The organism is Streptomyces sp. NBC_00090, from assembly GCF_045160815.1.
Lineage (GTDB): Bacteria > Actinomycetota > Actinomycetes > Streptomycetales > Streptomycetaceae > Streptomyces.
This window is the reverse complement of record NZ_CP108224.1, coordinates 24,178-48,891: the sequence shown is the minus strand read 5'-3', so window position 1 is coordinate 48,891 and position 24,714 is coordinate 24,178. Positions and strand designations below refer to the sequence as shown.

General features: G+C 69.4%; 20 protein-coding genes and 1 pseudogene. 9 read left to right on the top strand and 12 right to left on the bottom strand.

The window, feature by feature from the left end; all coding sequences use genetic code 11:
• Positions 1 to 20 precede the first annotated feature (20 nt).
• Positions 21 to 452, bottom strand: a complete 432-nt coding sequence (locus tag OG361_RS00220) for a hypothetical protein (RefSeq protein WP_405851200.1) — start codon at positions 450 to 452, stop codon at positions 21 to 23.
• Between the two features lie 284 nt (positions 453 to 736).
• The gene (locus tag OG361_RS00215) at positions 737 to 922 is read right to left on the bottom strand and encodes a hypothetical protein (protein WP_405851199.1); all 186 of its coding nucleotides are present in this window, start codon (positions 920 to 922) and stop codon (positions 737 to 739) included.
• A 98-nt stretch (positions 923 to 1,020) separates the two neighbouring features.
• Here OG361_RS00215 and OG361_RS00210 point away from each other — a divergent pair, with 98 nt between their 5' ends.
• The 4 genes from OG361_RS00210 to OG361_RS00195 all read left to right on the top strand — a co-directional run bounded on the left by OG361_RS00210 (position 1,021) and on the right by OG361_RS00195 (position 5,450).
• Positions 1,021 to 1,863 (top strand): hypothetical protein, encoded by an 843-nt coding sequence (locus tag OG361_RS00210; RefSeq protein WP_405851198.1) that lies wholly within the window; start codon positions 1,021 to 1,023, stop codon positions 1,861 to 1,863.
• A gap of 472 nt (positions 1,864 to 2,335) precedes the next feature.
• Entirely contained in the window at positions 2,336 to 2,992 is a 657-nt protein-coding gene (locus tag OG361_RS00205; protein ID WP_405861973.1) for a class E sortase, read from the top strand.
• A 369-nt stretch (positions 2,993 to 3,361) separates the two neighbouring features.
• Positions 3,362 to 4,549 carry a serine hydrolase domain-containing protein gene (locus OG361_RS00200; protein WP_405851197.1) on the top strand — a complete coding sequence of 396 codons (1,188 nt, stop codon included), beginning with the start codon at positions 3,362 to 3,364 and terminating at the stop codon, positions 4,547 to 4,549.
• Between the two features lie 451 nt (positions 4,550 to 5,000).
• Positions 5,001 to 5,450, top strand: a complete 450-nt coding sequence (locus OG361_RS00195) for a hypothetical protein (RefSeq protein ID WP_405851195.1) — start codon at positions 5,001 to 5,003, stop codon at positions 5,448 to 5,450.
• 461 nt (positions 5,451 to 5,911) lie between these two features.
• Here the strand turns inward: OG361_RS00195 and OG361_RS00190 are convergent, their stop codons facing one another.
• Positions 5,912 to 6,532: a phosphoribosylanthranilate isomerase gene (locus OG361_RS00190; RefSeq protein ID WP_405851193.1), complete on the bottom strand. Its 621-nt coding sequence runs from the start codon at positions 6,530 to 6,532 to the stop codon at positions 5,912 to 5,914.
• Positions 6,533 to 6,888: 356 nt separating this feature from the next.
• On the opposite strand from OG361_RS00190, the gene OG361_RS00185 reads away from it, so the two are divergent.
• Entirely contained in the window at positions 6,889 to 7,533 is a 645-nt protein-coding gene (locus tag OG361_RS00185) for a DUF4232 domain-containing protein (protein ID WP_405851192.1), read from the top strand.
• A 285-nt stretch (positions 7,534 to 7,818) separates the two neighbouring features.
• Here the strand turns inward: OG361_RS00185 and OG361_RS00180 are convergent, their stop codons facing one another.
• The 7 genes from OG361_RS00180 to OG361_RS00150 form a co-directional block, all read right to left on the bottom strand.
• Entirely contained in the window at positions 7,819 to 8,217 is a 399-nt protein-coding gene (locus OG361_RS00180; protein WP_405851191.1) for an NTP pyrophosphohydrolase, read from the bottom strand.
• A gap of 1,166 nt (positions 8,218 to 9,383) precedes the next feature.
• Positions 9,384 to 10,370, bottom strand: a complete 987-nt coding sequence (locus OG361_RS00175; protein ID WP_405851190.1) for a LacI family DNA-binding transcriptional regulator — start codon at positions 10,368 to 10,370, stop codon at positions 9,384 to 9,386.
• A 255-nt stretch (positions 10,371 to 10,625) separates the two neighbouring features.
• Positions 10,626 to 13,085 (bottom strand): RICIN domain-containing protein, encoded by a 2,460-nt coding sequence (locus OG361_RS00170; RefSeq protein WP_405851189.1) that lies wholly within the window; start codon positions 13,083 to 13,085, stop codon positions 10,626 to 10,628.
• A gap of 212 nt (positions 13,086 to 13,297) precedes the next feature.
• Positions 13,298 to 14,746 (bottom strand): RICIN domain-containing protein, encoded by a 1,449-nt coding sequence (locus OG361_RS00165; protein ID WP_405851188.1) that lies wholly within the window; start codon positions 14,744 to 14,746, stop codon positions 13,298 to 13,300.
• A gap of 962 nt (positions 14,747 to 15,708) precedes the next feature.
• On the bottom strand, positions 15,709 to 17,772 hold the full coding sequence (locus OG361_RS00160) for a SpoIIE family protein phosphatase (protein WP_405851187.1): 2,064 nt from the start codon (positions 17,770 to 17,772) through the stop codon (positions 15,709 to 15,711).
• A gap of 565 nt (positions 17,773 to 18,337) precedes the next feature.
• Positions 18,338 to 18,769 (bottom strand): SMI1/KNR4 family protein, encoded by a 432-nt coding sequence (locus tag OG361_RS00155; protein WP_405851186.1) that lies wholly within the window; start codon positions 18,767 to 18,769, stop codon positions 18,338 to 18,340.
• A 52-nt stretch (positions 18,770 to 18,821) separates the two neighbouring features.
• Complete coding sequence (locus tag OG361_RS00150; protein WP_405851185.1) at positions 18,822 to 19,373, bottom strand: hypothetical protein; 552 nt, start codon at positions 19,371 to 19,373, stop codon at positions 18,822 to 18,824.
• Between the two features lie 65 nt (positions 19,374 to 19,438).
• Here OG361_RS00150 and OG361_RS00145 point away from each other — a divergent pair, with 65 nt between their 5' ends.
• Positions 19,439 to 19,783, top strand: coding sequence for a hypothetical protein (locus OG361_RS00145; RefSeq protein ID WP_405851184.1), 345 nt, complete (start codon positions 19,439 to 19,441; stop codon positions 19,781 to 19,783).
• Positions 19,784 to 19,866: 83 nt separating this feature from the next.
• A complete protein-coding gene (locus OG361_RS00140; RefSeq protein WP_405851183.1) occupies positions 19,867 to 20,628 on the top strand; it encodes a DUF4253 domain-containing protein in 762 nt (253 codons plus the stop codon).
• A 59-nt stretch (positions 20,629 to 20,687) separates the two neighbouring features.
• Here OG361_RS00140 and OG361_RS00135 read toward each other — a convergent pair whose 3' ends face one another.
• Positions 20,688 to 21,086, bottom strand: a complete 399-nt coding sequence (locus tag OG361_RS00135) for a DUF5958 family protein (protein WP_405851182.1) — start codon at positions 21,084 to 21,086, stop codon at positions 20,688 to 20,690.
• Positions 21,087 to 21,768: 682 nt separating this feature from the next.
• On the opposite strand from OG361_RS00135, the gene OG361_RS00130 reads away from it, so the two are divergent.
• Both OG361_RS00130 and OG361_RS00125 read left to right on the top strand, forming a co-directional pair.
• Positions 21,769 to 23,832: a family 20 glycosylhydrolase gene (locus tag OG361_RS00130; protein WP_405851181.1), complete on the top strand. Its 2,064-nt coding sequence runs from the start codon at positions 21,769 to 21,771 to the stop codon at positions 23,830 to 23,832.
• Between the two features lie 185 nt (positions 23,833 to 24,017).
• Positions 24,018 to 24,155: pseudogene (locus tag OG361_RS00125) on the top strand (MerR family transcriptional regulator); the annotation flags it as partial.
• Positions 24,156 to 24,243: 88 nt separating this feature from the next.
• Here the strand turns inward: OG361_RS00125 and OG361_RS00120 are convergent.
• Positions 24,244 to 24,672 (bottom strand): HIT family protein, encoded by a 429-nt coding sequence (locus OG361_RS00120; protein ID WP_405851180.1) that lies wholly within the window; start codon positions 24,670 to 24,672, stop codon positions 24,244 to 24,246.
• Between the last annotated feature and the right edge of the window lie 42 nt (positions 24,673 to 24,714).

Below are 24,714 nucleotides of genomic sequence, written 5' to 3'. Positions count from 1 at the left end.
CGGCGGCCGGGGGGTGAGGCCTACTCGTGGAACTCGAAGCGCCAGGTCTGGCCGAGGTTGTTCGGATCCAGCGGACGCAGCGCCGTCATCGGGGGGAAGATCCGGAGCAGGCTGAGGTCCGCCGCCAGTTCGACGCCGTCGACGGGGCCGCCGGGGACGACGACGTGGAACGTGTGCGGCTCGGCGGACTGCCGGAGCTGCCACTCGGTGGCCTGTGAGGAGCCGCGGAGCATCTTGTTGATCTCGGGAACGCCGTCGAAGCTGAGGTACGTTTCGTGCCGCAGGTTCTTGATGGTGACGTTGCCGTTGGAGAGGCTCTCGACGTGCCACTCCTGCTCACCGGGCTCACCGGTCGGCGGCAGGACGACTGCAGGGGCCTTCTCGTCCTGGAGCGTCAGGTACTGCTCGCCGTGCTTGGCGATTCCGTAGGGGCCGGTGGGGATCGGTGCCATGGTGGTTGTCTCCTGGGGAGGGGAAGTCGTCGGTGCGGTGCTCCGACCGGAGCGCACACACACGATCCTTGCCGTGAGACCGCGCTAAGCGCGATGGACTCGCCCGGCGGTCGTTCGATCGGGTGACGTGGACCTGGGATGGGCGGGAGACATTCGGCTCAGACATCGCCGCCTATGCCATGCCGACGACGGTGGAGCGGGTGGGTGCGCTGTCTAAATCGCTCGCCCAGGAGTGGGCAGAACCAGGGACGTCGCAAAGCCTGATGAACTCGTGATCGTGCTGGTCAAATGATGCCCAGGAGGTCGACCGGGCAGGTGAAGGGCTCGTAGGAGGCGTGCCGTATGCCGGCAGCGATGTTGCGGTGCCCGGCAGCGCGGAGAGTGTTGATCGCCAGGATGCGGAGGGTTGCCATGTTGTCGGGGCCGTGGCCGGTGCGGATCTTCGAGGCGTCCTCGTCGAAGGGACTCACATGCTCACCGGGACTTTGAAACAGCCCTGGTTCTCGCGGCCGGTCTCGTCTCCGTTTCGCTCCCTGCCGGGCAGCGCACCCGGTACTAGGCTCGTGCCGTGGAGCAGCCCGAGCATCGCGCCGAAGGCGCAGGACCGTTCACCACCCGGCTCACGTGGCACCGCGCCGGAGGGGAAGCGGTGGTGTGGGAGTCGCGGGTCGCGCGCAGGCGTGGGGCGCTGTCGGTCCGGGGTCCCGGAGATTCGGTCACCATGTTCCCGATTGCCGATGCCGGGGCACTCGACCGTCTCCGGAGGCTGAACGTCGTCGCCTCGGGTGCGTTCTTTCTCGGCGGAGCGCTCTTCGCTCTTGGAGCCTGTATTGCCCAGTTCGGCTCGGGCGATGCGGTCGAGAGTGCCTCGATCTACTTCGCGGGCGGCGTGTTCTTCAGCATCGGGGGTTACACCTCGCTCGTGCAGGTGCTGAACGCGCCTCGCCATTCCCCGGGGGGCGGCTCACTGGTCACGGCCGACTCGAGGTGGTGGGGGTACGAGCCGATGCGATTGGACTGGCTCAGCACGTTTGTGCTGTTTGCCGGGACGCTTGTTTTTGGCATCAACCTGCTGGATTCCTTCCTGCAGGGGCTCACAGTCCAGCAGACCAACCGGCTGATCTGGACTCCCGACGTGGTCGGGTGTGTGCTGTTCCTGGTTTCGGGTCATCTCGCGTTCGTCGAGATCTGTCATCGGTCCCGGCCCTGCGTCCGCTCGCGCAGCCTCGGCTGGTGGGTCGTCGCGGTGAATCAGTTCGGGTCGGTCCTCTTCATGGTCGCTGCGTTGGCCGCCTTCACCCGGCCCACCACCCAAAGCCTGGTGAACACCGACATCGCCAACTGGGGGACGCTGGGCGGTGCGCTGTGCTTCTCCCTCGGAGGGGTACTCCAGGCCCTCGAACGACCCTAGGGCTTGTCGTGCCGACATCGTGACGGCAGCGGATGTTGAGGGTCGAGCACACTGTTCAGGGGTGTGTTCCGTGCGACGAGTCGGCGTCGTTGGTGCTGCTCGGGCGAGTTCGCCGGGGCCCGACGTCGTCACTGTCCGTGATGGCTTCGGGGCTCGTTTCTGGAGGTGGCGGAAGCCGACCCGGCCGCGCGTGTGGTGGTGTTTGTCGCGGTGGCTGCTTGCCTGCATCGCGTGAGCGGCCCGTGGCCCTGTCGCGGTTGGCGGCGCGGGGGTGCCCGCCGGGGTGCCGGGGGTGTGGGGGGTGAGTCATCCTTGGGGTATGGGCGACAAGCGTGGTGGGTCCCTCTTCAAGGGTCTGGCCGGAGGCCGTGGTCCATGCTCCGGCTGGGTCCTGGCCGTTGTCGTTGCCGCAGTGGTCGGGGTCGTTGCCGCGCTGGCCGGCTGCGCGGGTGGTAGCGGTACGTCCGCGGGGGTGCACGGTCCGGCGTCGCAGGTCCCCTCGGTCACGTCGTCGACCGCCTCGGTCGCGTCGGAGGTCCCTTCGGACGCGTCGTCGGCGGCCTCGGCGAGGGCCCTTCCGGCCACGCCCTCGGTCACGTCGTCGTCGGCGCCGCGGGGGCCTGTCGCCGCCGAGGTGTCCATACCGTCGATCGGTGTCGAGGGCCTGGACGTCGTGCCGTATGAGGGGACGACTGATGACCGCGCGGGTACTCGTATCCAGGATCGTGGCGTGGCGGCGAGCCCTTACGGTGAGCGTGGTGGCGTGGGGCCGGGTGAGATCGGCAACTATCTGGTGACCGCCCACCGGCTGTCAGCCGGCGGGCCCCTGCGGCAGCTGCCCTCCGTCGAGGTGGGGGATCAGGTGCATGTCACCGCCGCGGGCACTGTTTACACCTATGAGGTCGTCGAGACCCGGAGCACGTCCTTCCGTTCGGCTCGCTCACTCGCGGAGCAGCGGGCCGCGGTGCCGGGTGAGCCGGGTGAGAAGCCGACCCGGGCCATGATCACGCTCTCGACCTGTGCGACGCCGGAGGACAACGCGGCGGGCAACTTCTGGCGGGACGCCGAGAACAATCCGGAGCACCGCATCGACAAGATCGGTGTCCTGGTCTCGACGCGGTCGGCGTAGGGGTTCCCCCCCCAGAGGTTCATGCCCAGCGGGTTCGCGGGTCAGGGCCGTGCGCGTGTGGCACGGGGCGCGGACATCGGCGTCGTGGACCGGTATGTCGGCCGCGCGGGTTCTTGCTCTGCAGGTCGTGGTGCGGGGACGGTGGGGCCGTGCCCTGACCGCTTTCCTGGGTGGTGGGGACGTGGCGGGTGGGGGAGAGCCGTCCTGATGCTGGCCTGGCGCTGTGCGGCCAGTCCGTCTCGTGCCGGGTCACGAGGTGTCTGGGCCGGTTGGAGCATCGGGCAGGCACGTTCCTGCGGTGCGTCTGATGCTGGGTCGGACCCCTGAACCGGGTGTCCGTCCGCCCGGTAGCACTGTGAAGGAGCCCTCGTGCCTGTACGTTCTGGAGTCCGTTCCCGTTTGCGCGTACGTCTGCGTCTGCCCGTCGCCTCCCTCGCCGCGTCCGCGGCGCTCGCCGTGCTGGTCCAGCCCGTACAGGCCACGGGCACACCGCCGGCGGACAGGGCCCTGCACCAGCAGCTGAACGACCTCGTCCGTACGGCCGGAGGGCCACCCGGAGTGATCGCGCTGATGCGGCGGGACGATCGGACGGCTGTCTACCGGGCAGGCGTTGCCGACACCAGGACCGGCCGCCCGCCCCGTACGAGTGACCACATGCGGATCGCGAGCGTCGCCAAGGCCTTCAGTGGGGCGGTCGCCCTGCGCCTGGTGGACCGGCACAAGCTGGATCTCGACGACACGATCGGCGAGCGCCTGCCGTCACTGCCCGCCGCGTGGCATCAGGTGACGCTCCGCCAGCTGCTCAGCCACACCAGTGGGCTGCCCGACTTCTCGAGGGCGCCGGCGTTCCTCGAGATCCTGCAGGAGGACCCCAGGCATCACTTCGACTCCCGCCGACTGCTCGACTTCGTCGCCGAAGAGAACCTGCTGTTCCCGCCGGGATCGCGGTACGAGTACTCGAACTCCGACAACATCGCCGTCGCGCTGATGGCCGAGGCGGTCACGGGACAGCGCTACGAGCGGCTGCTCGAGCAGCTCGTGTACCGGCCGGTGGGCCTGCGGCAGACCAGCCTTCCCCAGGGCTACCGGCTGCCGAGGCCGTTCCTGCACGGTTACGACGTGACGCCGCCCGCCCCGCCGGAGGACATCAGCGAGGTCCTCAGCGCGTCGGGTGTCTGGGCCTCCGGCGGTATCGTCTCGACCCCGAAGGACCTCAACGCCTTCGCCCGTGTCTGGGCCGGCGGACGCGGCTTCCTGTCGCAGGAGACCCGCCGTCAGCAGCGGACCTTCATCCCCGGCGCCGCCTCGGAGCCCGCCGGTCCCGGCGTCAACGCGGGCGGACTGGCGATCTTCCGCTATACGACGCGGTGCGGCACGGTCTACGGCCACACCGGCAACTTCCCGGGCTACACCCAGCTCGCGGTCGGCACGGCGGACGGCAAGCGGTCCCTCACGTTCTCGATCAACACCCAGACCAGCAAGAGCGTCAAGCCGGAGTTGCTGGCCAAGGTCCGCGCCGTGCAGGAGAACTTCGTCTGCGCCCTGCTGCGGCACTGACCCCCCGCCCCGCCCCCGGCCGGACCGAGGAAGGGAGCCGGTACGCCATGGGGCGGCTGCCAATGCCCAGATGAGAGCCGATCCAGACGGTGTTCAGCCGAATGCGCAGAGGGAGGAGGGAGGAGGGAGGGTAGTGATGCGACACGACATGAGAATGGGGTGCGGGCTCTGCTGAGAACCCCCTGTTCCCCCTGTTCACTGAAGTGAGATGCGGTTTCGCCTGAGGTCTGCATCAGGCCGCGGCGCACCCACGGCACGCCCCGGACATCGGCACCGGCGTGACCATCAGGGCGCGGGAGGGTAGAACCAGACCATCACACCTTCGATCGATCGGACTCGCGTAGTGAGCACCCTCCCCGGACCACGGCTGGCGGGCAGAACCTGGACCGTCCACCTCACCGGACACTCCGACCATTCCGCCACCGTGGCCTGCAGCACCACAGCGTGCCGGATGCCTCCGCGCTCCAAGGACATCAACGCCCTGCGCCGCTTCGCGCACCAGCACATCCACGCCCACGCGCGCTCCGCCGCCCCGCGGCCCAACGCCGCCTGCGCCTGTGGTGCGGCCGACTGCCGCCATCACACCACCAGGACCACGTGCACGGGCCGAACCCTGCTGATCCTGATCCACAACCGTGCCGTGGGCGACGTCTGGACCCTGTCCGAGATCTGCCAGGCCTGCGCGCCCCACATCGTCAATGCCACGGTCCTTCCCGGCAGCGCCACACCGCCCGGCGGCTCTGTTCCCGCGCCCGCCAGGCCCGCGCCGCCGGCACCTGTGCAGGCCCTCTTCTCCTCTCCCCAGGCGGCCGACGCCGACGAGGTATCGGCCGCACGCCGCACCCAGCGACCCCCACGTGCCCGTAACGGTCGAGGCTCCGCGCGCCGTCCCACCCGATGACACCCGTCGCACGCGGGGCGGCGGCGGACCGCTGTACTGGCTCGTCACCAGCCGCCGGCTGGTTTCCCGATACGGGAGCCCCTTGCCGAGTACGACGACCGGGCCCGCCGTAGCCCTCCCGCACTCGCCTGTGCTCGTCTGCGCTTGCCGCAGAGCCTCCCGCCACAGGCGGGTGAGCGTCTCGGAGGGGGCTGGTGCGTCGCCTCACCAACCAGTGCGCTCAGCCCAGGTGTCTTGGCCGGCTGCGCTGCGCGTCTCGTGACAGTCGGCGCCAACGGTCACAAGCTCACCACCCCGGACACGACGAAGCCGCTCCCTCGGCCTGAAGGGAGAGGGAGCGGTTCCTTGGCTCGTGCCGTTGTGGGTGGCGGGGGTGCGGGGCCAGGACGACCTGGGCGGCGACTTCGGGTGACGGGTTTCTGGACGTGCAGTAGTCGTGTACCGGCCGTTCCCGGCTGGGGTCAGGCCTTCTGCGAGGTGGCCTGTTTCGCGGTGGCGAGGAACGTACGAATCCGGTGGTGGTCCTTGACGCCGGGGGCGGATTCGACGCCGCTGGAGACGTCGACTCCCCAGGGGCGGGCTTGGTCGATCGCCGCGCCGACGTTCTCGGGTGTGAGGCCGCCGGCGAGCAGCCACGCGCCTTCGGGACGGGCCGTCTCGAGCAGCGACAGATCCCACGACTCGCCCGAACCCGCCCGGGGCGAGTCGAGGAGGAGGACCTCCTCGCCGTAGGCGCCGACGCGCGTGTCGGGCCGCTCGCTCAAAGACGTGGCCCGCCACAGCCGCGGAAAGATTCCCGCCGCGGCCGCGAAGTCCTCTTCGCGATACGCCGGACCGTGCAACTGCAGCGCGTTGACGCCGAGTTCACCGGCCATACGGGCGGCGTCGGCGGCGGGCGTGTCGTTGACCACCAGAACGGACAGGACATCCGACGGCACGTGGGCGGCGAGCCGCGCTGCCCGGTCCAGGTCGAGCCCGCGCACACTGGTCCGGCTGATCACCAGACCGACGGCGTCCGCGCCTGCCGCGAACGCCACATCGATGTCGGCGGCCGTCCCGAGCCCGCACACCTTGACGAACACGTGTCTCTCCTCTGCTGATGACCCCGGTGTGGCACCTCGAGCCTACTCACCCCCTGACCACCCGCAGGCGCAGACTGCTTCGGGGCGGCAAGGCAGATGCTCGGTGTTGTCGGCGGCAGCCGATCGGGGCTCTCCGCCGGCCTTACGCGGAAGGGTCGATGATCGCCGGCGAAGTCCTGCCAGTTGTGCACATGACGGCGGAGCAGGAGGAGTCCTCCACCACTGGAGCGCGGCGGCGTCCTGGGGTGAACCGTGGTGAATTCGGCAAGACGCCGTCACCGAACTGTGAAGCACGCGCGCGAACCTGGTACCCACCACAGCGCAGTTCGTGCGCTGTCATCGGGGGGAGTACCACCATGAGTACCGTACGCAGAGCCGTCGTCCTCGTCGCCGTTTCCGTACTGGCCCTGACCGCCTGTGGGCCCTCTGAGGACGGCGCCGGGGGCGGGACCGGCGTGCCGACCGCGACTCCCACCGCCTCCACCTCCCCGTCCGCGCCGTCCGCGCCGGTCGAGGCGTCGAAGCCTGCCAAGCCGTCGAAGCCGGCGACGCCCGCCAAGCCGGTCTCGCCGTCGACCGATCCGGACTACGACGTCTTTCCCTGCAGCACCTATGACGTGACGTTCACCGCGAGCCTGGCCGAGCCCACGACCAGCAGCTACCTGCTGAAGATCACCAACAAGTCCGGCAAGCCGTGCCGGGTGCTCGGCCACCCGGTCGTGACCTTCGGCGACCTGGACGGGCAGGCGACGGAGCGCGGCACGGCCCCCGGCATCGAGGAGGCCATCCGGCTCGCACCCGGCCAGTCCGCGTACGCGGGGCTCATGGGCGGTCCGAAGGACGCCGGGAGCGAGACGGTCTCCTCGATCGCGATGACCATGAACACGGAGTCCGACCTGAAGCAGGTGCCGCTCAAGGCCTCGACGCCCGGCCTGAACGTCTCCGACGACAACTCCGTCACCGCGTGGATGGACGACGCCGAGGACGCGCTGAGCCTGTAGTCAGGTCCTCCTCCAGCATCCCCGCATGCGGGTCGCGGGCACCGGCGTGCTCCAAGGCGGCGAGGCCTACCGCGTCTGCGCCTCGCACCCGCGGGGAGGGCCGCGGCTGCGGGCCGGGGCAGTGGGCCGGCTGAAGCGACTGGGCTGTGGGTAAGGGTGGGCAGCGTCCGCACGTCCGTAGCCGAGCACCTGAGCGCGGGGTGCCCGGTAACCGACACGACTCCCGACGGCGGGAGGAGCCCGGCGCCAAAGCCGCAGGGCTGCCATCCGGTGGTCAGAAATCCCCTAACCGGGCGTCGAGGGGAGACTGCGGGGGCCCATGCAGCGGGCGCCTTCCTCCTGCACGCGCAGGCGCAGTTCTCGGTCGGCCGTGACCACCAGGCACGGTCGACCATGCGCGCTCCGGGCCAGTTCGACGATCAGGTCGTCGCCGCTGCCAGGAGCCTCCTCGACCCGCACATCAGGTACAGAGGCAACACCCCGAGCATGGCCCTCGACGACTAGGACGATCTCGTACGGACCTGGGTACGGTCCATCGGCCGGTCCGCCGGCTACGGCAAGCCGGTCGCGCAACCGCTCAGCGGCCCCGCGCCGATCGCGCCACCAGCCGTCGGGCACCGACCCCACGACGTTGGCCCCGTCCACCACCAGCAGAGGACGAAGGGGCAGATCCTCAGGATTCATAGCCCCAGGATGTCAGTCCAACCATCAGGGGCCCCGACTCAACGACTACTCCCACGTAGATGAGGAGCTGCCGCTCGTGCGCCGGCCGAGAGATGGAGTGGCCGTTCCCACATACATGGGCAGGGCCCACGATGCTGGGATTTCCGCGCCGTGGTTGATCGTTTCCACCTGTCCGCTACCTGCATGGGGGCAGCCAGAGGCGCCAGCGTTCGAACAGGTACCACTTGAGGTGTCCGGGACCCTGGTGCCGCCAGAGCCACCAGGGCAGTCGGCGCCGCGGAACGAAGGTCCACAGGTCGTCGTCGGCCTCGTTGCCGCGTGGCTGGGCACGCACCAGAGCAAGGCATTCCTGGTTGACCGTGCGGTGTAGCCGCGCGACGTGGGCAAGGGCCAGAGTGCCTTGTCGCTGGAGCGCTGGAGCGCTGGAGCGCTGGAGCTCTGGAGCTCTGGAGCTCTGGGTCGGTGGCGCGGAGCGCTCGGGCGACGCGGGGCAGGATGGTTTCGGGGTCGGGGTGGTTCAGCGCGAGTCCGATTACGGCGATGCCGACATGGGGCTCCCCGCGATCGAAGGCCGCGTCGACGTCTTCGGGCTGGTCGGTGCCGAGCAGACCTGTTCCGTCCTCCCAGGAGACGACCCGGTCGTCTGGGTCGGGGTTGTTCGACTCGTATCGCATGGCCTGACTTCATGGAGAGGGACAGAGCGGGGGAATCGGCCCGGGCGGCCGATCGCATCCCGCCTACCCCGGGCGCCCCGTCGCTGTCGCAGCATCTTCCCCAGGTTCGACCGCCATGTCCTTCAGCGGATCAGAAGGCGTGCCGCATTGCGTTGCGCGAAAGCGAGATAGGCCGCGTGTTCGTCGCGGTCGGGAAGTCCACCGCATTCACACCGTGAATGCGGTGATGCAGCATTTTGGTGGCTCGAAGACGACCGTGTCGGAATCGGACACGAAGCGTCGATGCTCGGGTTCGGAATTTTTGCTGTGCCGAACGAGTGCATCCAGGATCTCCGCGACTCCGCCGCCCCTGAGCGCTGTATTGACGTGCCGGATGGCCAAGGTGTTCCCCGTATGGATACATGTGGAGGGTACGGGGGGAATGATGGGTTAGCCACAGAGGCGAAAGAAGGAAAAGTGGCTGAGACAAAAAGAAGTTGAGGGTGGCAGGGGTCAGTGGCGAGGAGGAGCCGTGCTGTCCCGCACGATCAGCCGCGGCGGGACCGACTGGACGCGTCGTACCGCTGGGGGCCGCTCCTGGATCTGCTCCAGCAGCCGGGTTACGCACAGCCGGCCGATCCGATCGAAATCCGGGTCCACGGTGGTCAGGCCGGGCTGGAAGAAGGCGGCTTCGGAGAGGTTGTCGAACCCGACCACGCTCACGTCCTCGGGAACGCGACGGCCGGCTTCGTGGAGTGCCTTCATGGCGCCGAGCGCCATCTGGTCATTGGCGCAGAACACCGCGGTGAGGTTCGGCTCCGTCGCGAGCTGGCGCCCGGCGTGATAGCCGCTCTCGCCGCTCCAGTCGCCGTGCAGGACGGGCGGTGAAGGCGCGCCGGCGGCCTGGAGCGTCGCACGCCACGCCTGCACCCGCCGCCGGGCCGGATAGGAGTCCGGCGGGCCCGCGAGATGCCAGACGGTTCTGTGGCCGAGCCCGAGCAGATGGCCGACCGCCAGGTCGACTCCCTCCGCGTGGTCGGTCTGCACGACCGGGTGGGGATGGCCGCCGTCGCCGTCCGTGATCACGAGCGGCATCCCCGGGGGGAACCGTGCCACCGGTGTGTCGAGGACCTGGGCCTCGTTCAGGATGATCCCGTCGACCGCCTGGGACTTCAGGCGCTCGAAGGCGCGCAGCACGGCGGAGCCGGTGTGCGAGCGGACGCTGATCAGGTTCACCAGGTAGTCGGTGTCCTGCAGTGCCGACACGATCGCTTCGAGCGTCCGGCTGTTCCCGTGGGCGGCGACGTCGAACGTCACGACGCCGATCGCGCCGAATTTCCCGGTCACCAGGGCGCGAGCAGCCAGATTGGGCCGGTAGCCGATGTCGCGCATCACCTCCAGGACCCGTCGGCGTGTTTCCGGGTGAACGTTCTGGTGATTGTTGGCGACACGAGAGACGGTCTGTGTGGAAACTCTGGCGCGGGCGGCGACGTCCGCCATGGACTTCGGGCGGGGACGTGTGGAAGGTAAGAGAGACTGTTCCGTATGCCCGGACACCGGGGTTCCTTTCGTGGGCGACCGACGAAAGACATGTTTACGTAAACATTCAGGCTCGTCAACCCTTGACTTCTACGCCCCGGCGTCGTCGGCGGTGAGAATTCGATCCCCACGCGGCCGCGGCCTTTCGGACGGCGTCTAACACACGAGAACCAGGCCCCGATCCGGTGAATCGGGGCCCGGCCTTTTTCTCGCGGGTCAGCCTGCCTGGAGCTGCTGGCTCGTGGCTCCGTCGCAGCTCCGCTGGACGGCGGCCGCGCCGTTCGTGGTGGAGCCGCCGCTCGGCTGGAGGCACTTGGCGCTGTGCCGGGCCGTCAGCGTGAGGTACCCGTCACCCGTGCTGCGGACCGCCCATTCCTGGTTGCGGCCGCCGTTGCAGGAGTACTGGAAGACCTCCGCGCCGTCGGCCGTGGAGTAGGCACTGACGTCGAGGCACTTGCCGCTGTGGCGGGCGACGACGTTGACGTAGCCGTCGGCGGCCGGGCGCAGCGACCACTGCTGGTTGGTGCCGGTGTTGCAGCTGTACTGGACGACCGCCGCGCCGTCACTCGACGAAGCGCCGCTGACGTCGAGGCACTTGGCGCTGTGCCGGAAGCTCAGCGTCTTCCAGGCGTCGGGCGCCGCGCTCGGGAAGGTCCAGGACTGGTTGCTGCCGGTCGTCGGCTGGTAGACGCCGACCGGCGCCCCCTCGGCCGTCGAGGCTCCCATCACGTCGAGGAGTTTGCCGCCGGCCCGGTTGATCAGGGTGTTGTGTCCTTCACCCGTGGTGGAGCGGATCCACTGCTGGGCGGTGGACGAGCCGGGAGTCTCCAGGGTCAGGGAGCCGCCCGAGACGGAGAGCGCCTTGCCGGTCTGGACGTTGGTGACGCGGTACGCGGCGGTGTTGCCCCAGTCGGAGGAGGACAGCTTGGTGAAGGTCCACTGCTGGGCCGGGTCCGCCGGGGCGGAGGTGCGCTGGACCGGCGTGTGGACGCCGCCCGAGGTGGCGACGGCGAGGGCCTTGCCGCTGTTGTCGTTGACCAGCTGGCGCGGGCCGCCGGTCGGTGCGGTGGTCGCGGTGGTGTTCACGCCGCTGACCGTCGGCAGGACGAAGGTGGTGACGGAGCTGGGGCCCACGGTGGCCTTCAGCGTCCCGCCGGCCACGGCCGCGTCGCTGTCCTGCTGGAGGTTCTTCGTGCCGTCGGTGGTCCACCGTTCGACGGCGCCGTTGGCCGCCGTCTGGAACCCGTCGAGGTTCAGGGTGACCTCGCGGTCGGAGCTGGTCGGGTTGGTGTGGACCACGACCACGCCGCCGTTGGGACGGATCGCCGCGACGGTGTTCGCGTCGTCGGTGTTGACAAAGCGCGCGCCGGGGCGGATGAAGCGGCTGTAGTTGCCCATCGCCCAGAACTTCTTGTTCTTGCGCAGCGGCTCGGTGGCGGCGTCCGCGGGCGTGAAGTCGGTCTGGATCAGGCCCCAGTTGGCATCCTCGTGCCCCGGGGCCATGTTCTCGTAGTCCTCGATCGCCTGCCACAGGACGTAGGCGCTCGGCTCGAGTTCGCGCAGGTCACCGTTGATGCGGTCGGTGAGGTCCAGGGCCGGGACCATGTCGGTGAAGCTCTGCCCGCCGTACTCCTTGGCGACGTCGACCTCCGACATCCACAGCGGCTTGGCCTCGCCCTTGGCGATGTCACGGACGCCGGTGCGGCCGTCCGTCTTGTAGGTGTGCGTGTTGAGCCGGGCCACGGCGTCGCGGGCGGCCTGGGGGTACATCTCCCAGTTCTCCCGGAACAACTTCGAGTAGTGCTCGTCCATGCCCGCGATCGGGGTGGTGACGCCCTTGGCGTCGAGCGCGGCGCGCAGGGTGGTGATCATGCGGGCCTGGGAGGCCGGGTCCCAGTGGGAGCCTTCCTGGCGTTTGCCGGCCTGCCAGAAATTCGTGTTCGGTTCGTTGACCGGCGAGATGGAGTCGAAGGTGACGCCCGTCGCGGACTGCGCCCGCTGGAGCGACCCGGTGAGGTAGGTGGCGAACCGCTCGTACTGGTCGGAGCGGAGGTTGTCGTACGACCCGTTCCAGTTGCCGGACACCAGGCCGCTGTTGGTCATGAAGTACGGCGCCGAGTTGGAGAACGCCTCGAAGATGTTGGCGCCGCGTGCCTTGGCGGCCGTGACCCACCAGCGCTGGTTGGCGTCGGCGTTCGGGTTCCAGTGCGTGGGGTTCTCGGGGTCCCACCAGTCGGGGGACTCCGGACCGGGCCGGTTCCACCAGCCCGGGACGTCCGCGCCGGCGCGCAGGTAGGGAGTGGTCTCCGGGCTGTCGCCGCCGCCGATGTTGTAGCGGGCGATGGTGAAGGCGAGGCCGTCCGCGCCGTAGAGGGCGTCCGCGAGGGCGTTGCGCTGGGCGTCCGGCCAGCCTCCGGTGACGTTGGCGAACCACGCCAGCGAGGTTCCCCAGCCCTGGAAGGTGGGGTGCTGGTAGCTGGGGTCGAGACGCACGGTCAGCGCGGCGCCCGACTCCACTGCGCTGGCCGGGGACGGGGCCGGGCCGACGGCGAGGCCGGTGGCGGCGATGGCGGCCGCCGCGGCGGTGGCGACGAGCCGCAGGGCGGAGCGGCGGGGCCCGGAGCGGTGTCCTGGCGTACGGGCCTGGGACGCCGGTCTGCTACGAAGGGGTGACACGTTCTACTCCTTGACTGAGGGGGGGAATGCACGACGAAGGGCCGGCTTCCGAGCGGGGCGTTGCTGGAAGCCGGCCCTACGGGTGCGCCTGCTGCGGGGAGGCAGAAGGCGCGGGGCACAGGGACCGGTCGGGTTGGCCCTGTGCCGGCTCGACGGACGCGCCGGTCAGGCGGTCGGGCGATCGGTTCGGTCAGGTTGCCGGAGGCCGGGGGTCAGACCGTCCAGCGCTGCCACTTCTGGTTGTCGCCGGTGTTGCAGGTCCACTGGTGAAGCGCGGCGCCGTTCCAGTTGGCCCATTCGGCGACGTCGAGGCACTTGTTGCTGTGCCGGGCGACGAGGTGCACGTAGCCGGAGGTGCTGGACGTCTGGAGCTTCCACTGCTGGGACGTCGAGCCGTTGCAGGTGTTCTGCACGGCGCGGGCGCCGTCCGCGGTGGAGGCGTCGGCCACGTCGAGGCACTTGCCGCTGTGCCGGGCCATGATCTGGTGGTAGCCGGTGCCCAGGTCCTTGATCCAGAAGTGCTGGTTGATCTCGCCGCCGCAGTTCCACTGGATCAGCCCGGCCGCGTTCGTGGTGTCGAAGTTCGCGACGTCGGCGCACTTGCCGCTGTTGCGGGCGGTCAGGGACTCCCACGTCACGTTCATGCCGGTCACGGTGCCCGCGGCGGTGTCGATCGTGAGCTGCGGGGAGTAGCCCATGGTCATGGTGGTGCTGGTGGGGAAGGTCAGCGGCGCCCAGACGTACTGGGAGTCGTTGACCATGCCGCCCATCGAGTTGCCCCAGCGGTCGCCCATGTACAGGTAGCTGGTGCCCTGCGTGCCCTGGACGGGCAGGACGTACGCGGTCTGGCTGCGGTACGTCTTCGAGTCGCCGATGTTCTGGAGGCCGCTCCACGTGCCGGTGATGCTGGTGGCGGTGGCGTACTGCTGCTGGTTGGGAGACCAGCCGTCGGAGCCGGAGGTGAGCAGGAAGTACACGCCGTTGCGCTTGAACATGGCGGGCGCCTCACGGGACTTACCCGCCCAGAGCTTCTGGATCTGCGCGGCGATGCCGGTGTAGTCGGAGGTCAGCCGGTAGACGTGCAGGTCGGCGTTCTCGTTGGCGGCGGAGATCATGTAGCCCTTGCCGTCGGTGTCGACGAAGGCCGTGATGTCACGCGACATGTGGCCCAGCGGACGGAAGCTGCCCTTCCAGGCGTAGTTGCCGTCCACGGTGTCCGACACGGCGACGGCGGCGCGGGCCTCGCTGTAGTCGGTGGCGCTGCCCTCCTTGTGCATCCACATCACGAACTTGCCGGTCGCCGCGTTGTAGATGACCTTCGGCCGCTCGATGTTCGCGCCCGCCAGCTCAGGGTCGCTGGCCTCGGTCAGCACGTGGTTGCGGAACTCCCACGTCTTCAGGTCGGTCGACCGGTACGCCGAGACGTAGCGGAAGCTGTTGTCGGCGTGCCGGTTCTCTCCGAACCAGTAGTAGTACGAGCCCACCTTGACGACGCCGCCGCCGTGCGCGTGCACGGGGTTGCCGTTCGGGTCGGTGAACTGCGTCCCGTTCGCGATGGACACCGGCGCGGCGTGAGCGGTGCCCACGGCTGTGAGCAGAGAGAGCAGGAGGGCGGCGAGGGCGGAGAACAATGCCGCCGCCCCGAAGGTCTTGAGTCTCATGGCGCGTTACCTCGCGGTTCGTCGTGACTGAGCACCGCGCGGACTGCGCGGCAGACGGCCGGATCGGGAGAAAGCCGGGGAAGGCATGGGGGGCCGATCCAGGCCTGTCGCACCGGGCTCACGTAATGTTTGCGTAAACACGATGTAACCGGAAGCTTCGGAGAACTCCTGTGCGCTGTCAAGGAGTTGAACGAGATCTTCCGATCTCTTGCAGCCCTCTTGCAGCCGGGCCGATGTTTACGTCAACATGCTCGCCATGCCGCACGTGCCGCACATGCCGCCAGTCCCGCAGTCAGACGTCGCGGGCCTCAGGGTCACACCGACTGCCCGCGGCCCTCGACGAGGCCGGGTACGTCGCCTGACCGCGGGGCGACGCTGCCGTCCTGCGCCCGGGAACGGAACAGTGTGAGGGCCTCGGTGAGGTTGCCGGGGTCGCACGAGGCGCGGGAGTAGATGGGATCTCTCGCACCTGTGACTGAGGCGTCAACCCGTGAGCTTGTACAGGCTCTTGCCGGCCGGCCGCAGCCCCAGCAGCAGGCAGAGGGCGACGATGGCCTGCTCTGGCGCCCAGCGATTCCGGATGAGGGTGGCGCGGACACTGCCCAGCAGGCCGTCGGGGTTCCGGCCGGATCGCCCTCGCGGGACCGCCCTCGGTGCTGACGAACGCCTGCTGCAGGTGCCGGCTCGCCGGAAGGCGGCGCCCGGAAGTGGCAGTGGCTTTCTGTACGGAGGCGCCGAGGCTGGGCACGAAGCTGACGGCGTTGACCGCCTCGAATCCGGCCAGTTGGTCCAGGACCTCCTCGGTACGGCCGAGGACGGCCGGGTGACCGCCGCGATCACCCCGGCCCTCCGGCCCCGCTCGGCCGGCAGCTGCAGCGTGGCGGCGACACGTGGGTGCACCGGCTCGCCGTCGTAGCCGACCCTCTGTGCGTAGCTGTAGCGATGGCGCGGTGAGGGCAGGGTCAGGACGGCCGGCTGACCTGGGCGAGGACGAGCACGGTGTCGTCGGTGGGGCCGGCCGGCAGCAGGCGCGCGAGGACGCCGTCTGCCATCTCTTCCAACGTGTCGGTAACACCGGCCAGTTGGGCGCGGAGTGCCGCGATGCCATCGTCGATGTCCTTGCCTCGTGCCTCGACGAGTCCGTCGGTGTAGAGGGCCAGGGTGTCGCCCTCCTGGAGTTCGATCTCGAGCGTGCCGAAGGGGAAGCCGCCGACACCGAGGGGAACGCCCAGTACGTCGTCGACGATCCTCACCGTGCCGTCCGGTTCGCGTACGAGGGGTGGGGGATGGCCGGCGTTCGCGATGCGGGCTCGGCCCGTCCGGGGGTCGTAGTGGATGTAGAGGCAGGTCGCCAGCTCGATGCCCGTCTCCTGGACGCAGGCGTCGAGCTCCGTGAGGAGGTCGTCGGGTTCCAGGTTCTGACGGGCCAGAGCCTTGGTGGTGATCCGCAGCCTGCCCATCGCCGCGGCCGCCGGTACGCCGTGTCCCATGACGTCGCCGACCACGAGGGCCACCCGGCCGCCGGGCAGGTCGATCACGTCGTACCAGTCGCCCCCGACTTCCGTGAGGTGGCTGCCGGGGAGGTAGCGGTGGGCGATGCGCAGGGACGGGTTGGTCGCCAGGGCGGTGGGGAGCAGCGCGCGCTGGAGGGTGAGCGCGATCTCCTGGACCTGGTTGTAGAGGCGTGCGTTGTCCAGGCACAGGGCGGCGCGCGAGGCGAGTTCCCCGGCCAGGCTGAGGTCCTGCTCGGTGAAGACCGGGCGGGCGGCGGAGCGGCCGAACATGGTGATTCCCTGGACCGTTCCCCGGGCGATGAGGGGAGCGATGAGGAGGCAGGTCAGGCCGCTGTCGATCAGCAGCTGGGCACGGGCCTGGTGGATGACGGTCCGTGTCATGAACTCGTCGTTCACGGGGACGCAGACAGGGCGGCCCGTGCGAAGCGTCTCGTGGATGGTGGAGCCCGGCGGGTACGTCACGCGCTCCAGTCCACCGACGAGTTCGGGGGCCGGTGGCGGCAGAATGGTGCCGGCCGCGATCCGGCGCGTGACCAGGGGCATGCCCGGGTCGAACACCTCGGACTCGTCCATCCACTCCACAACCTCCACGACGGAGGCGTCGGCGAACTCCGGAACAGCCGCTTCGACCAGCTCACGGGCGGTGACATCCACGTCCAGGGTGGTGCCGATGCGAGCCGCGGCCCGGTCCAGCAGAGCCAGCCGCTGCCGCCCGGCCGTCGCTTCCACGATCGCCTGCTCACGGTCGGTGACGTCCACGAGGAGGCCGCCCAATCCCGGCCGCGTATCGCCTGCCTGGCTCAAGGGGAAGAAGCTCACCGACCGCACCTGGTCCCGGTCGGGACGACCCGGCGTGCGAAGTACGACCAGCGCGCTCACGACGGGCCGCCCCTCGTCGGCGACGGCGTGCAACATGCGCTGATACTCGCCGCCGTCGGACGTGATCATGAAGTCTTCCATGCTGCGCCCGATGTGGTCCTCGATCGGGATCCCGTCCATGTCGGCAAGGGCCTGGTTGAGGTGGACGTAGCGCAGGTCCTCATCGAGCATGACGAGGCCGATCGGGCACGTCTCGAAAAGCGCGTCGAGGAAGACGAGGTTGGTCTTCACGCGGTCGAGTTCGTCGCCCCTGCTGGCCAGGCCGACGATGACGGAGCGGCCGTTGTCGCCCGTCACCGGGAAGACCCGGAATCCGCAGTCGAACACCGTGCCGTCATGGTGCAGGGCAGGCATCCTTACCCGCCAGTAGCCCAGGGTGCGACCACGTTCCGCCAGCCGCTCTGCCGCGCTGGTCCCGTCGAGGGGCGCAGCAGGAAAGAGGGTGGCGGCGGGCTTGGACAGGACGTCCGCGGCCTCGTATCCGAAAAGCCTCTGCGCACCGGGTCCCCAGTAGCAGATCCGGTCCTCGTCATCCATGCCGAGAACGGCAACGGCCACGTGCTCCAGCAGGGTTCCCGGTTCCGACCAGAGCGGCCCGGGAGCCCGCTCTTCCCCCGGTGGATTCGATGACACCAGCTGCCCTTTCACGCGCACACGCGACAGCCGAGTGCGCCACTCGCCGGCGGACGGGGCCCTCACCTCAATTCTGCCCGCCGTCTGCGGTTCGGACATCACGGAGGCACGGGCGGGGTGTGCACTCGCGCGTGAGCTGGATACGGGCGGAGCTGGCGGTGAGGGCCGGGGCCGCTCGCGTGGCGGGTTCACCAGCAAGCTCCACCTGAGCACCGACGGACGCTGCCGCCCACCGTCCCTGATCGTCACCCCAGGGCGGCGGGTGGGCTTGCCCTGGTCGAGTTCATGAAGGCACGGGCCCACCGGCTGGAGTGGCCGGCCAACGAGGACGGCGCTCCGGCCGTGCGGCTGTGCTCACTGACGGACCGGTCCCGGGCGGCCCTCACATGGCCGGACGAGGACGGGTCGGGCGAGGTTTACCAGCAGGGTCCTCGGAGCCCCGCTGGCGACTCCGCGTACGAACCAGGGCGTGTTGTCCAACCGCATCGAGCCGTTGCGGAGACCACCTGCCCACAAGCTCTCGACGCAGTGCGACAACCGGACGTTCGCCCGGCTCGCCGGCCCCTCACCCGAACCGGCTGAGGGGCTGAAGGCCCTCCACGAATGCCCGGAAGTCTGCCGCGAGCGGCAGTTCTGCGCCGGAGTCGGTGTCGAACCAGGTCACCGAAGGTTCCCCCGACTCGCCGCAGGCCCGGTAGTCGAGCCCGATCCAGTAGTGGCCGTCACCGGACAGCAGCACGACTGGAGACGGCAGTCCCCACTCCTCCACGAGGTACGGCGTCTCCAACAGCGACAAGCCGTGCCCGCCGGTGCCGATCCCCATCAACTCGGTGAACGGGATGTGGTCCTCGCTCCACGAGGTTGGCTGATTGGTCGGAAAGGCATCCCGGTCGGCCGTGACACCGCCGCCGTTCTGCACATGCAGAAGGTCGATCAGCGATGTGGGGAGTCGCAGCCCGAGGACTTGCTCCGCGGCGGCGACGGTCGCCTGCGTCAAGTCGGGCTGGACACCGTACGTGTGTCCGCTCCAGAAGGACGCCTTGATTTCATCAAACCTCACCGGCTCCTCCGCTCGGGCCATCGAGGCGAATCAGCTGGTCGAGCTCTTCGGCGGAGTCGGCGACGAGGCGATAGATGCCCTGGAGGCTCGTCGAACGGATCAGGCGCCCGTCCTCGACGTGCTTGAGCAGGCGCTCGCCCCGGCGGGATGTGTACGTCAGCCGTTCCAGGAGGCTCCCCGGGACGACCGTGTCGAACCTGAGCGGGGCACCTGGCGGTCCGACGAGTACTTCGGTGACACATCCGGTCTTCAGCGGGCGCCAGTCCAGCAACTTCACGTAGTCGTCATCGGGGAGCGCCGAGCCGACGTTCTCGTAGGGGAGGATGTGAGCTACCTCCAGCACCCCCAGTACATGGAGACGGGCGCGGTGGGCTCGCACGGGGTAGATGCGGTCGCCAGGCTGCACTCCCGCACGCTGGAAGCTCGGCAGCGACTGGTGCGGCCCGCCGAACAACACCGTAAGCCGCTGACCGGTACGGCCGGACCGTTCAAGCTCTCGGCACAAGCCGTTGGTCCACAACGTCGTATAAGAGTTCGCCACGTCAGCACGGTAGCTGTGTCCCCTGACAGTCACCGTCCCGGAGCCCGATGTCAGTACGTGGTGGCATGCTCGCGGCCATGAACAGGAAGCGGTCGACCTCGGCTGTGACCACTCGCGGGCTCACCCAGACCGTTCCCGAAGTTGATCTCTCGGACCCCGCCTGGGGTGGACTTTCCGGCCCCACGTGGTCCATCGAACTCAACATCGGCTCAGAAGACCCGGTGGACTCCGTCATGCTCCACATCCGGGGCTCCGGCGACGACGTGCTGACGCCCGTCCTCCGTCTTGCCGACGCTCTGCGGTGCAAGGTGCTCGACTGCACCGAAGGGGACCTGATCACTCCGGGGCAGACGTCGGGCTGGCACGCTTTCCAGCAGTTCCGCGATCGAGTGATCGGAGCCTCGCAGTGATACCTCCCGGCTACGGCACCGACTTCCACCCCACGCACCCTGAAGCCCGATCGAGCCTTGAGGGCCTGCTCCCTTCCGGCCGGATGGTCACGTCCGATGAAGGCGACGGAGACGTACGGCCCCTGTGGCTCAGCGACGGGCCGGCCACGGCCGAACTGTGGACGCGGATGCGCGCCGAACACGCGCGCTTCGGCCTGTGGCCGCTGCTGCTCGACTTGCTGGATCCGAGCGATGGCGAATTCCGCCCATGGGGATCGGGGGAGGTCTTCCCCGAGCAGATGTCCTCCCCGGCAACCCACGACTCTGCGGGCCGCCTCGCACAGTGGTGGGCGACCTACACGGCCGTCGATGAACATGACGACATCCTCGACACCGGCCGGCGCCTCGCCGTCACGGCCCCCTTCGGACAGACCTGGCCCGGTCTCGCGCCCAGCCGGGAGCCGGCAACGAACCCCGATGAACTGGCCGCCGAGTTCGCGCAGGTGTTCCTCGCCGACCGCCCACGGACACGTCTGGGACTGGTCGCCGCAGCGTCCGGTGCCGAGGCGTTGACAGCTGTGGGCTGGGCCGGACCCTGCAACTACGACAACGACACCGCGAAGTTCTCCGCGGTCCTCCGTGACTGGGAACACCGCTTCGGTGCCCGTGTCGTCGCGGTCGGGTTCTCCACGCTGCACCTCAGCGTCGCCGCGCCACCTGTGGACGAGCACGGGGCTCTCCTGGTCGCGGCCGAGCACTTCGCCTTCTGCCCGGACAACATCTGGCAGGGCAGCAGTCCGTACACACTGGCCGCATACGCCGAGCGGATCGCCGGCGCCCACCACTGGGACTTCTGGTGGGACTGATCCGGTCCGCAGAGAACGCTCAACCGGGAACTGGCCTTCAGCGGTGCGGTGCTGGGTTGTCAGGCGACGGAGGGCAGCCTGTGCCACCAGTGACTGCAGCCACCAGAGCAGAAGCGCTCGCGGCGCCGCGCGTCGGCAATCGTGAGCACCGCGATCAGCAGCCTGAACGCCTTGCGGCGTTCGTCGAGAGGCGCGAGACCGGCGATCTTTCCCAGTTGCTCGTCGATCCGGCCTCGCGAGATCAACACTGCGGGCGTATGCGTCGGGCGCAGCCCGGCACGGCGGATGCTCTCCGCCGCGTCCTCGGCGACGGCGCGAGCCTGGACGCAGTGATGGCGCAGGAACAGCAGCACCTCGGACTGCTCCTCCTGGCCGAGGCCATCGAACCATTCGACGCCCTCTGACATCGGGCGCAGCCCCTGCGCGAGCTCGTTGAGCAGGATGTCGCGTTCGTTCATGACTACCTCCCGTGGGACAGACGCCGCTCCGCAGCGGTGATCAAGATTCCGAGCAGCACCGCCAGACCGGCCGCACCTTCGGTGTCGTGGGCCCGGTGTCCTTCTCCTTTCCTGTCCCCGGCACCGCAGGCGCCGTCGGCCCCGCCATTCCCGTGTCCGGGGCTCGCTGCCTGGCCGCCCGGTCATCCGCGGCGGCCTTCGGCGGGCATGGTGCGCGCGGTGCTCACGGTGAGTTCGGCGTGCCGGCCTCGCCCCGGGGCGACCAGCGGGGCCGGTGGGTGGCGCTCGCCCTCGCCGACGAAATGTATCTCGCCGTGCCCGCCGCCCCGGAAGCGTCCGAGTCCCTCGTCGGGCCGGTGCTGCCGACTGCTGTGCATCGAACTCACACCGAGCTTTGCGTGCAACGAAGCTACGTCCCGGTAGGCCTTGACGCTTCGACCGCGACACTGCCACGGTTTGCTCGAAAGCGATCGGCATCGGGCTCAACTACGCATAACCGCGCACCTTCAGTGTTCTCGGCTGCATTTCTCATGTCGTCACCGCACCCCCTGACGGGATGCGGCATGCCCAGCCGCGCCCGTTGCCGTGCGTCCCCCTCCACCGTAAGGAGTCCCCCTTGCGCTCTTCGCGCCCTCGGGGCAGAAGCTTCGCCGCTCTCGCCGTTCTCACCCTTGCTCTGGCCGTGCCTCTGCCGGCGACGGCCACGGCGGTCGAGCCCGCCCCGGCCATCGTGCCGCAGCCCGTCTCCCAGACGAACTCGACCGGCAGTGGCTTCACTCTCACCGCGCAGACGCCGGTGAACGTCATCTCCTCCGGCGATCCCGACGCGGCGGGCGTGGGCTCGTACCTCGCGGGGCTGCTGGCTCCGGCGACCGGTTACACGCTTCCGGTCACCACCACCTCCCAGCCCGCGAGCCAGGCCATCGTCCTGAACCCCAACGGTTCGTCCAGCCTGGGCGCCGAGGGCTACACCCTGGACTCGAGCAGCACCGGTGTGACGGTGACCGCGTACGGGGCGCAGGGCCTGTTCCGCGGGGTGCAGACCCTGCGGCAGCTGCTGCCGGCGGCGATCGAGTCCACTTCGGTCAAGCCGGGTCCCTGGACCGTGGCCCCCGTGCAGATCTCGGACTCGCCCCGGTACTCCTACCGTGGCGTCATGGTCGACGTGGCCCGCCGTTACTTCCCGATGTCCCAGCTCAAGCGGTACATCGACCAGGCCGCCACGTACAAGATCAACACCCTGCACCTGCACCTGACGGACGACCAGGGCTGGCGTATCGCGATCGGCGCGATACCGAGCCTGACGACGGTCGGCGCGAGCACGCAGAGCGGCTTCACCGGCGGCACGAACTGGTACTACACCGCGGCGGAGTACCAGGAGATCGTCGCCTACGCCAAGTCCCGCTTCATGACCGTCGTCCCGGAGATCGACGGTCCGGGTCACACCAGCGCCGCTCTCGCGTCGGTCGCCAACCTCAACTGCAACAACACCGCGATCAGCCCGTACTCGGGCTTCGACGTGGGCATCAGCCTCTACTGTCTGAGCGACGCCCAGCACGTCTCCAACGTCAGCGGCTTCCTCACCACCGTGATCGACACCGTGGCGGCGATGACGCCCGGACCGTACGTCCACCTCGGCGGTGACGAGACCCCGGCGGCCACCCCGTCCCAGTACGCCTCCTACGTCTCGGCCGCGACCGCGGCCGCGACCGCGCGGGGCAAGACGGTGATGGGCTGGCACCAGCTCGGCCAGTCCACGATCCCCGCGAACAGCATCATGCAGTGGTGGGGCGACGCCGACGACCGGGGCAGCATCGGTACCTCCAGCGAGACCGAGGATATCCAGTTCGTCCGCAACGCGGTCCAGCAGAACGCCAAGTTCGTCATGTCCCCCTCGGACCACGCGTACCTGGACATGAAGTACGACTCCTCGACGCCGTACGGCCTGTCCTGGCAGGGCTACGTCCCGCTGAGCAAGGCGTATGACTGGGACCCCACCACCTCGACGGCCAAGCTCAACGGCACCGGCTCGCTCGTCCCGGCCGACAAGATCGCCGGCGTCGAGGCCGCCCTGTGGGCCGACCGCGCGTACGCCGGCAGCAACCAGCTGCCCACGTCCACGAGCCAGTTCCCCGAGCCGTACGTCTACGCCGAGCACATGACCTTCCCGCGCCTGCCCGCCATCGCCGAGATCGGCTGGTCGCCGCAGTCCACCCACAACTACACCGACTTCAGCAACCGTCTGGCCACCCACGGCGCACGCTGGACCGCGGCGGGAATCGCCTACTACGCGGCCCCGGACGTTCCCTGGTCCGGCGGTGGCGGCTCCGGCGGCGGCGTCTTCAACGGCGTCCACACCGTCGCCACCGGCGGTCAGGCCCTGACCGTCCCCAAGAAGGGGACCAACGGCACCCAGCTCACCACCTCGGCGCTGGTCGGCGGCAACAGCCAGAAGTGGACCTTCACCGAGCAGCCGGATGGCTCCTACACTCTGGTCAACGTCGCCTCCGGGCTCTGCGTCGACGTCAACGCCGGGTCCATGTCCGCCGGCGCCTCCGTCATCCAGTGGACGTGCAGCGGGACCACCAACCAGCGGTGGACGGTCGCGGCGGCCACCGGCGGCGGCCACACCCTGACCTCGGTCAAGAGCGGCCTCGTGATCACCACCGCCTCGACGGCCAACAACGCCCCCGTCACCCAGCAGCCCGCCAGTGGATCGGCGCTGCAGCGCTGGACCATCGGATAACACACCGGGCCTGACAGCCTGAAAGCCCGGCGGTGCGGTCACCGGCTTCGACCGGTGACCGTACCGCCGCCTCCGCGTACCGACGCGGCCGCGTGACGCCGCCTTCCGGGCGACAGCCACCGCGACGACCCGCGCCGGAGCCGCGAGCTCGCTCTCCGCCCACGGGCCACCGACAGCCGACCGGCCTGACCCGCGCGATCGGGGGCGGCGCGAAGCCGGCTCTCATCCAGTGGGACTGCGCTGACGGCTTCTTCGAGGCCCACTGGCGCCGGCCCGAGGCGTACCTCGACGAACATGTGCGCCGCGCGGTATCGGTATGGACCATAGCCGCGACCTGGAGAGGGGTGGTAGCGGGCATAGCCCGCCGCCACCGACGTGAACAGCCCCTGGGCTCCTGCTGCGGGTGGGCAGTCATGCGTCCCCCAGCAGGACCCGCAGCGCAGAGGCATCAGCCAGCAGCTGCGCCTCGTCCTGACGACCGCCGCCGAGGACCTCCCACGGCAGCGGCCCGCCCGGCGCCGGATCGGACTCACCTGCGTACCGGGGGCAGACGTGGCTGTGGAGGTGAGGGACGACGTTGCCGAGGGTGGAGTAGTTCATCTTCACCGGCTCGTAGAAGGCCGTCAGGGCCCGGCCGAGAGCGAGAGTGTCGCGCCAGTACGCGGCGGCGTCGGCCTCGGGCAGGTCGGTGGGTTCGGCCACGTGCGGGGCACCGCGATGGATGAGTACGCAGTAGCCGCGCACCTGCCCCTGGCGCCACAGATAGGCGTTGGCCGCCTCGCCGCGGCGGAGCAGGATGCCCCAGCCGATGTCGTCGGAGGTGTAGTCGTTTGCGCACATCGGGCATCCGTCGCCGGAACGGTGGCGGAGGAAGTCCTTTGG

What these genes read in the sequence shown, in the direction of transcription:
- OG361_RS00120 (WP_405851180.1), bottom strand. Translation starts at nt 24,672, where the DNA reads ATGTGCGCAAACGACTACACCTCCGACGACATCGGCTGGGGCATCCTG.
- OG361_RS00140 (WP_405851183.1), top strand. Translation starts at nt 19,867, where the DNA reads ATGGTCACGTCCGATGAAGGCGACGGAGACGTACGGCCCCTGTGGCTC.
- OG361_RS00180 (WP_405851191.1), bottom strand. Translation starts at nt 8,217, where the DNA reads ATGAATCCTGAGGATCTGCCCCTTCGTCCTCTGCTGGTGGTGGACGGG.
- OG361_RS00195 (WP_405851195.1), top strand. Translation starts at nt 5,001, where the DNA reads ATGCCTCCGCGCTCCAAGGACATCAACGCCCTGCGCCGCTTCGCGCAC.
- OG361_RS00165 (WP_405851188.1), bottom strand. Translation starts at nt 14,746, where the DNA reads ATGAGACTCAAGACCTTCGGGGCGGCGGCATTGTTCTCCGCCCTCGCC.
- OG361_RS00185 (WP_405851192.1), top strand. Translation starts at nt 6,889, where the DNA reads ATGAGTACCGTACGCAGAGCCGTCGTCCTCGTCGCCGTTTCCGTACTG.
- OG361_RS00135 (WP_405851182.1), bottom strand. Translation starts at nt 21,086, where the DNA reads ATGAACGAACGCGACATCCTGCTCAACGAGCTCGCGCAGGGGCTGCGC.
- OG361_RS00220 (WP_405851200.1), bottom strand. Translation starts at nt 452, where the DNA reads ATGGCACCGATCCCCACCGGCCCCTACGGAATCGCCAAGCACGGCGAG.
- OG361_RS00145 (WP_405851184.1), top strand. Translation starts at nt 19,439, where the DNA reads ATGCTCGCGGCCATGAACAGGAAGCGGTCGACCTCGGCTGTGACCACT.
- OG361_RS00175 (WP_405851190.1), bottom strand. Translation starts at nt 10,370, where the DNA reads ATGGCGGACGTCGCCGCCCGCGCCAGAGTTTCCACACAGACCGTCTCT.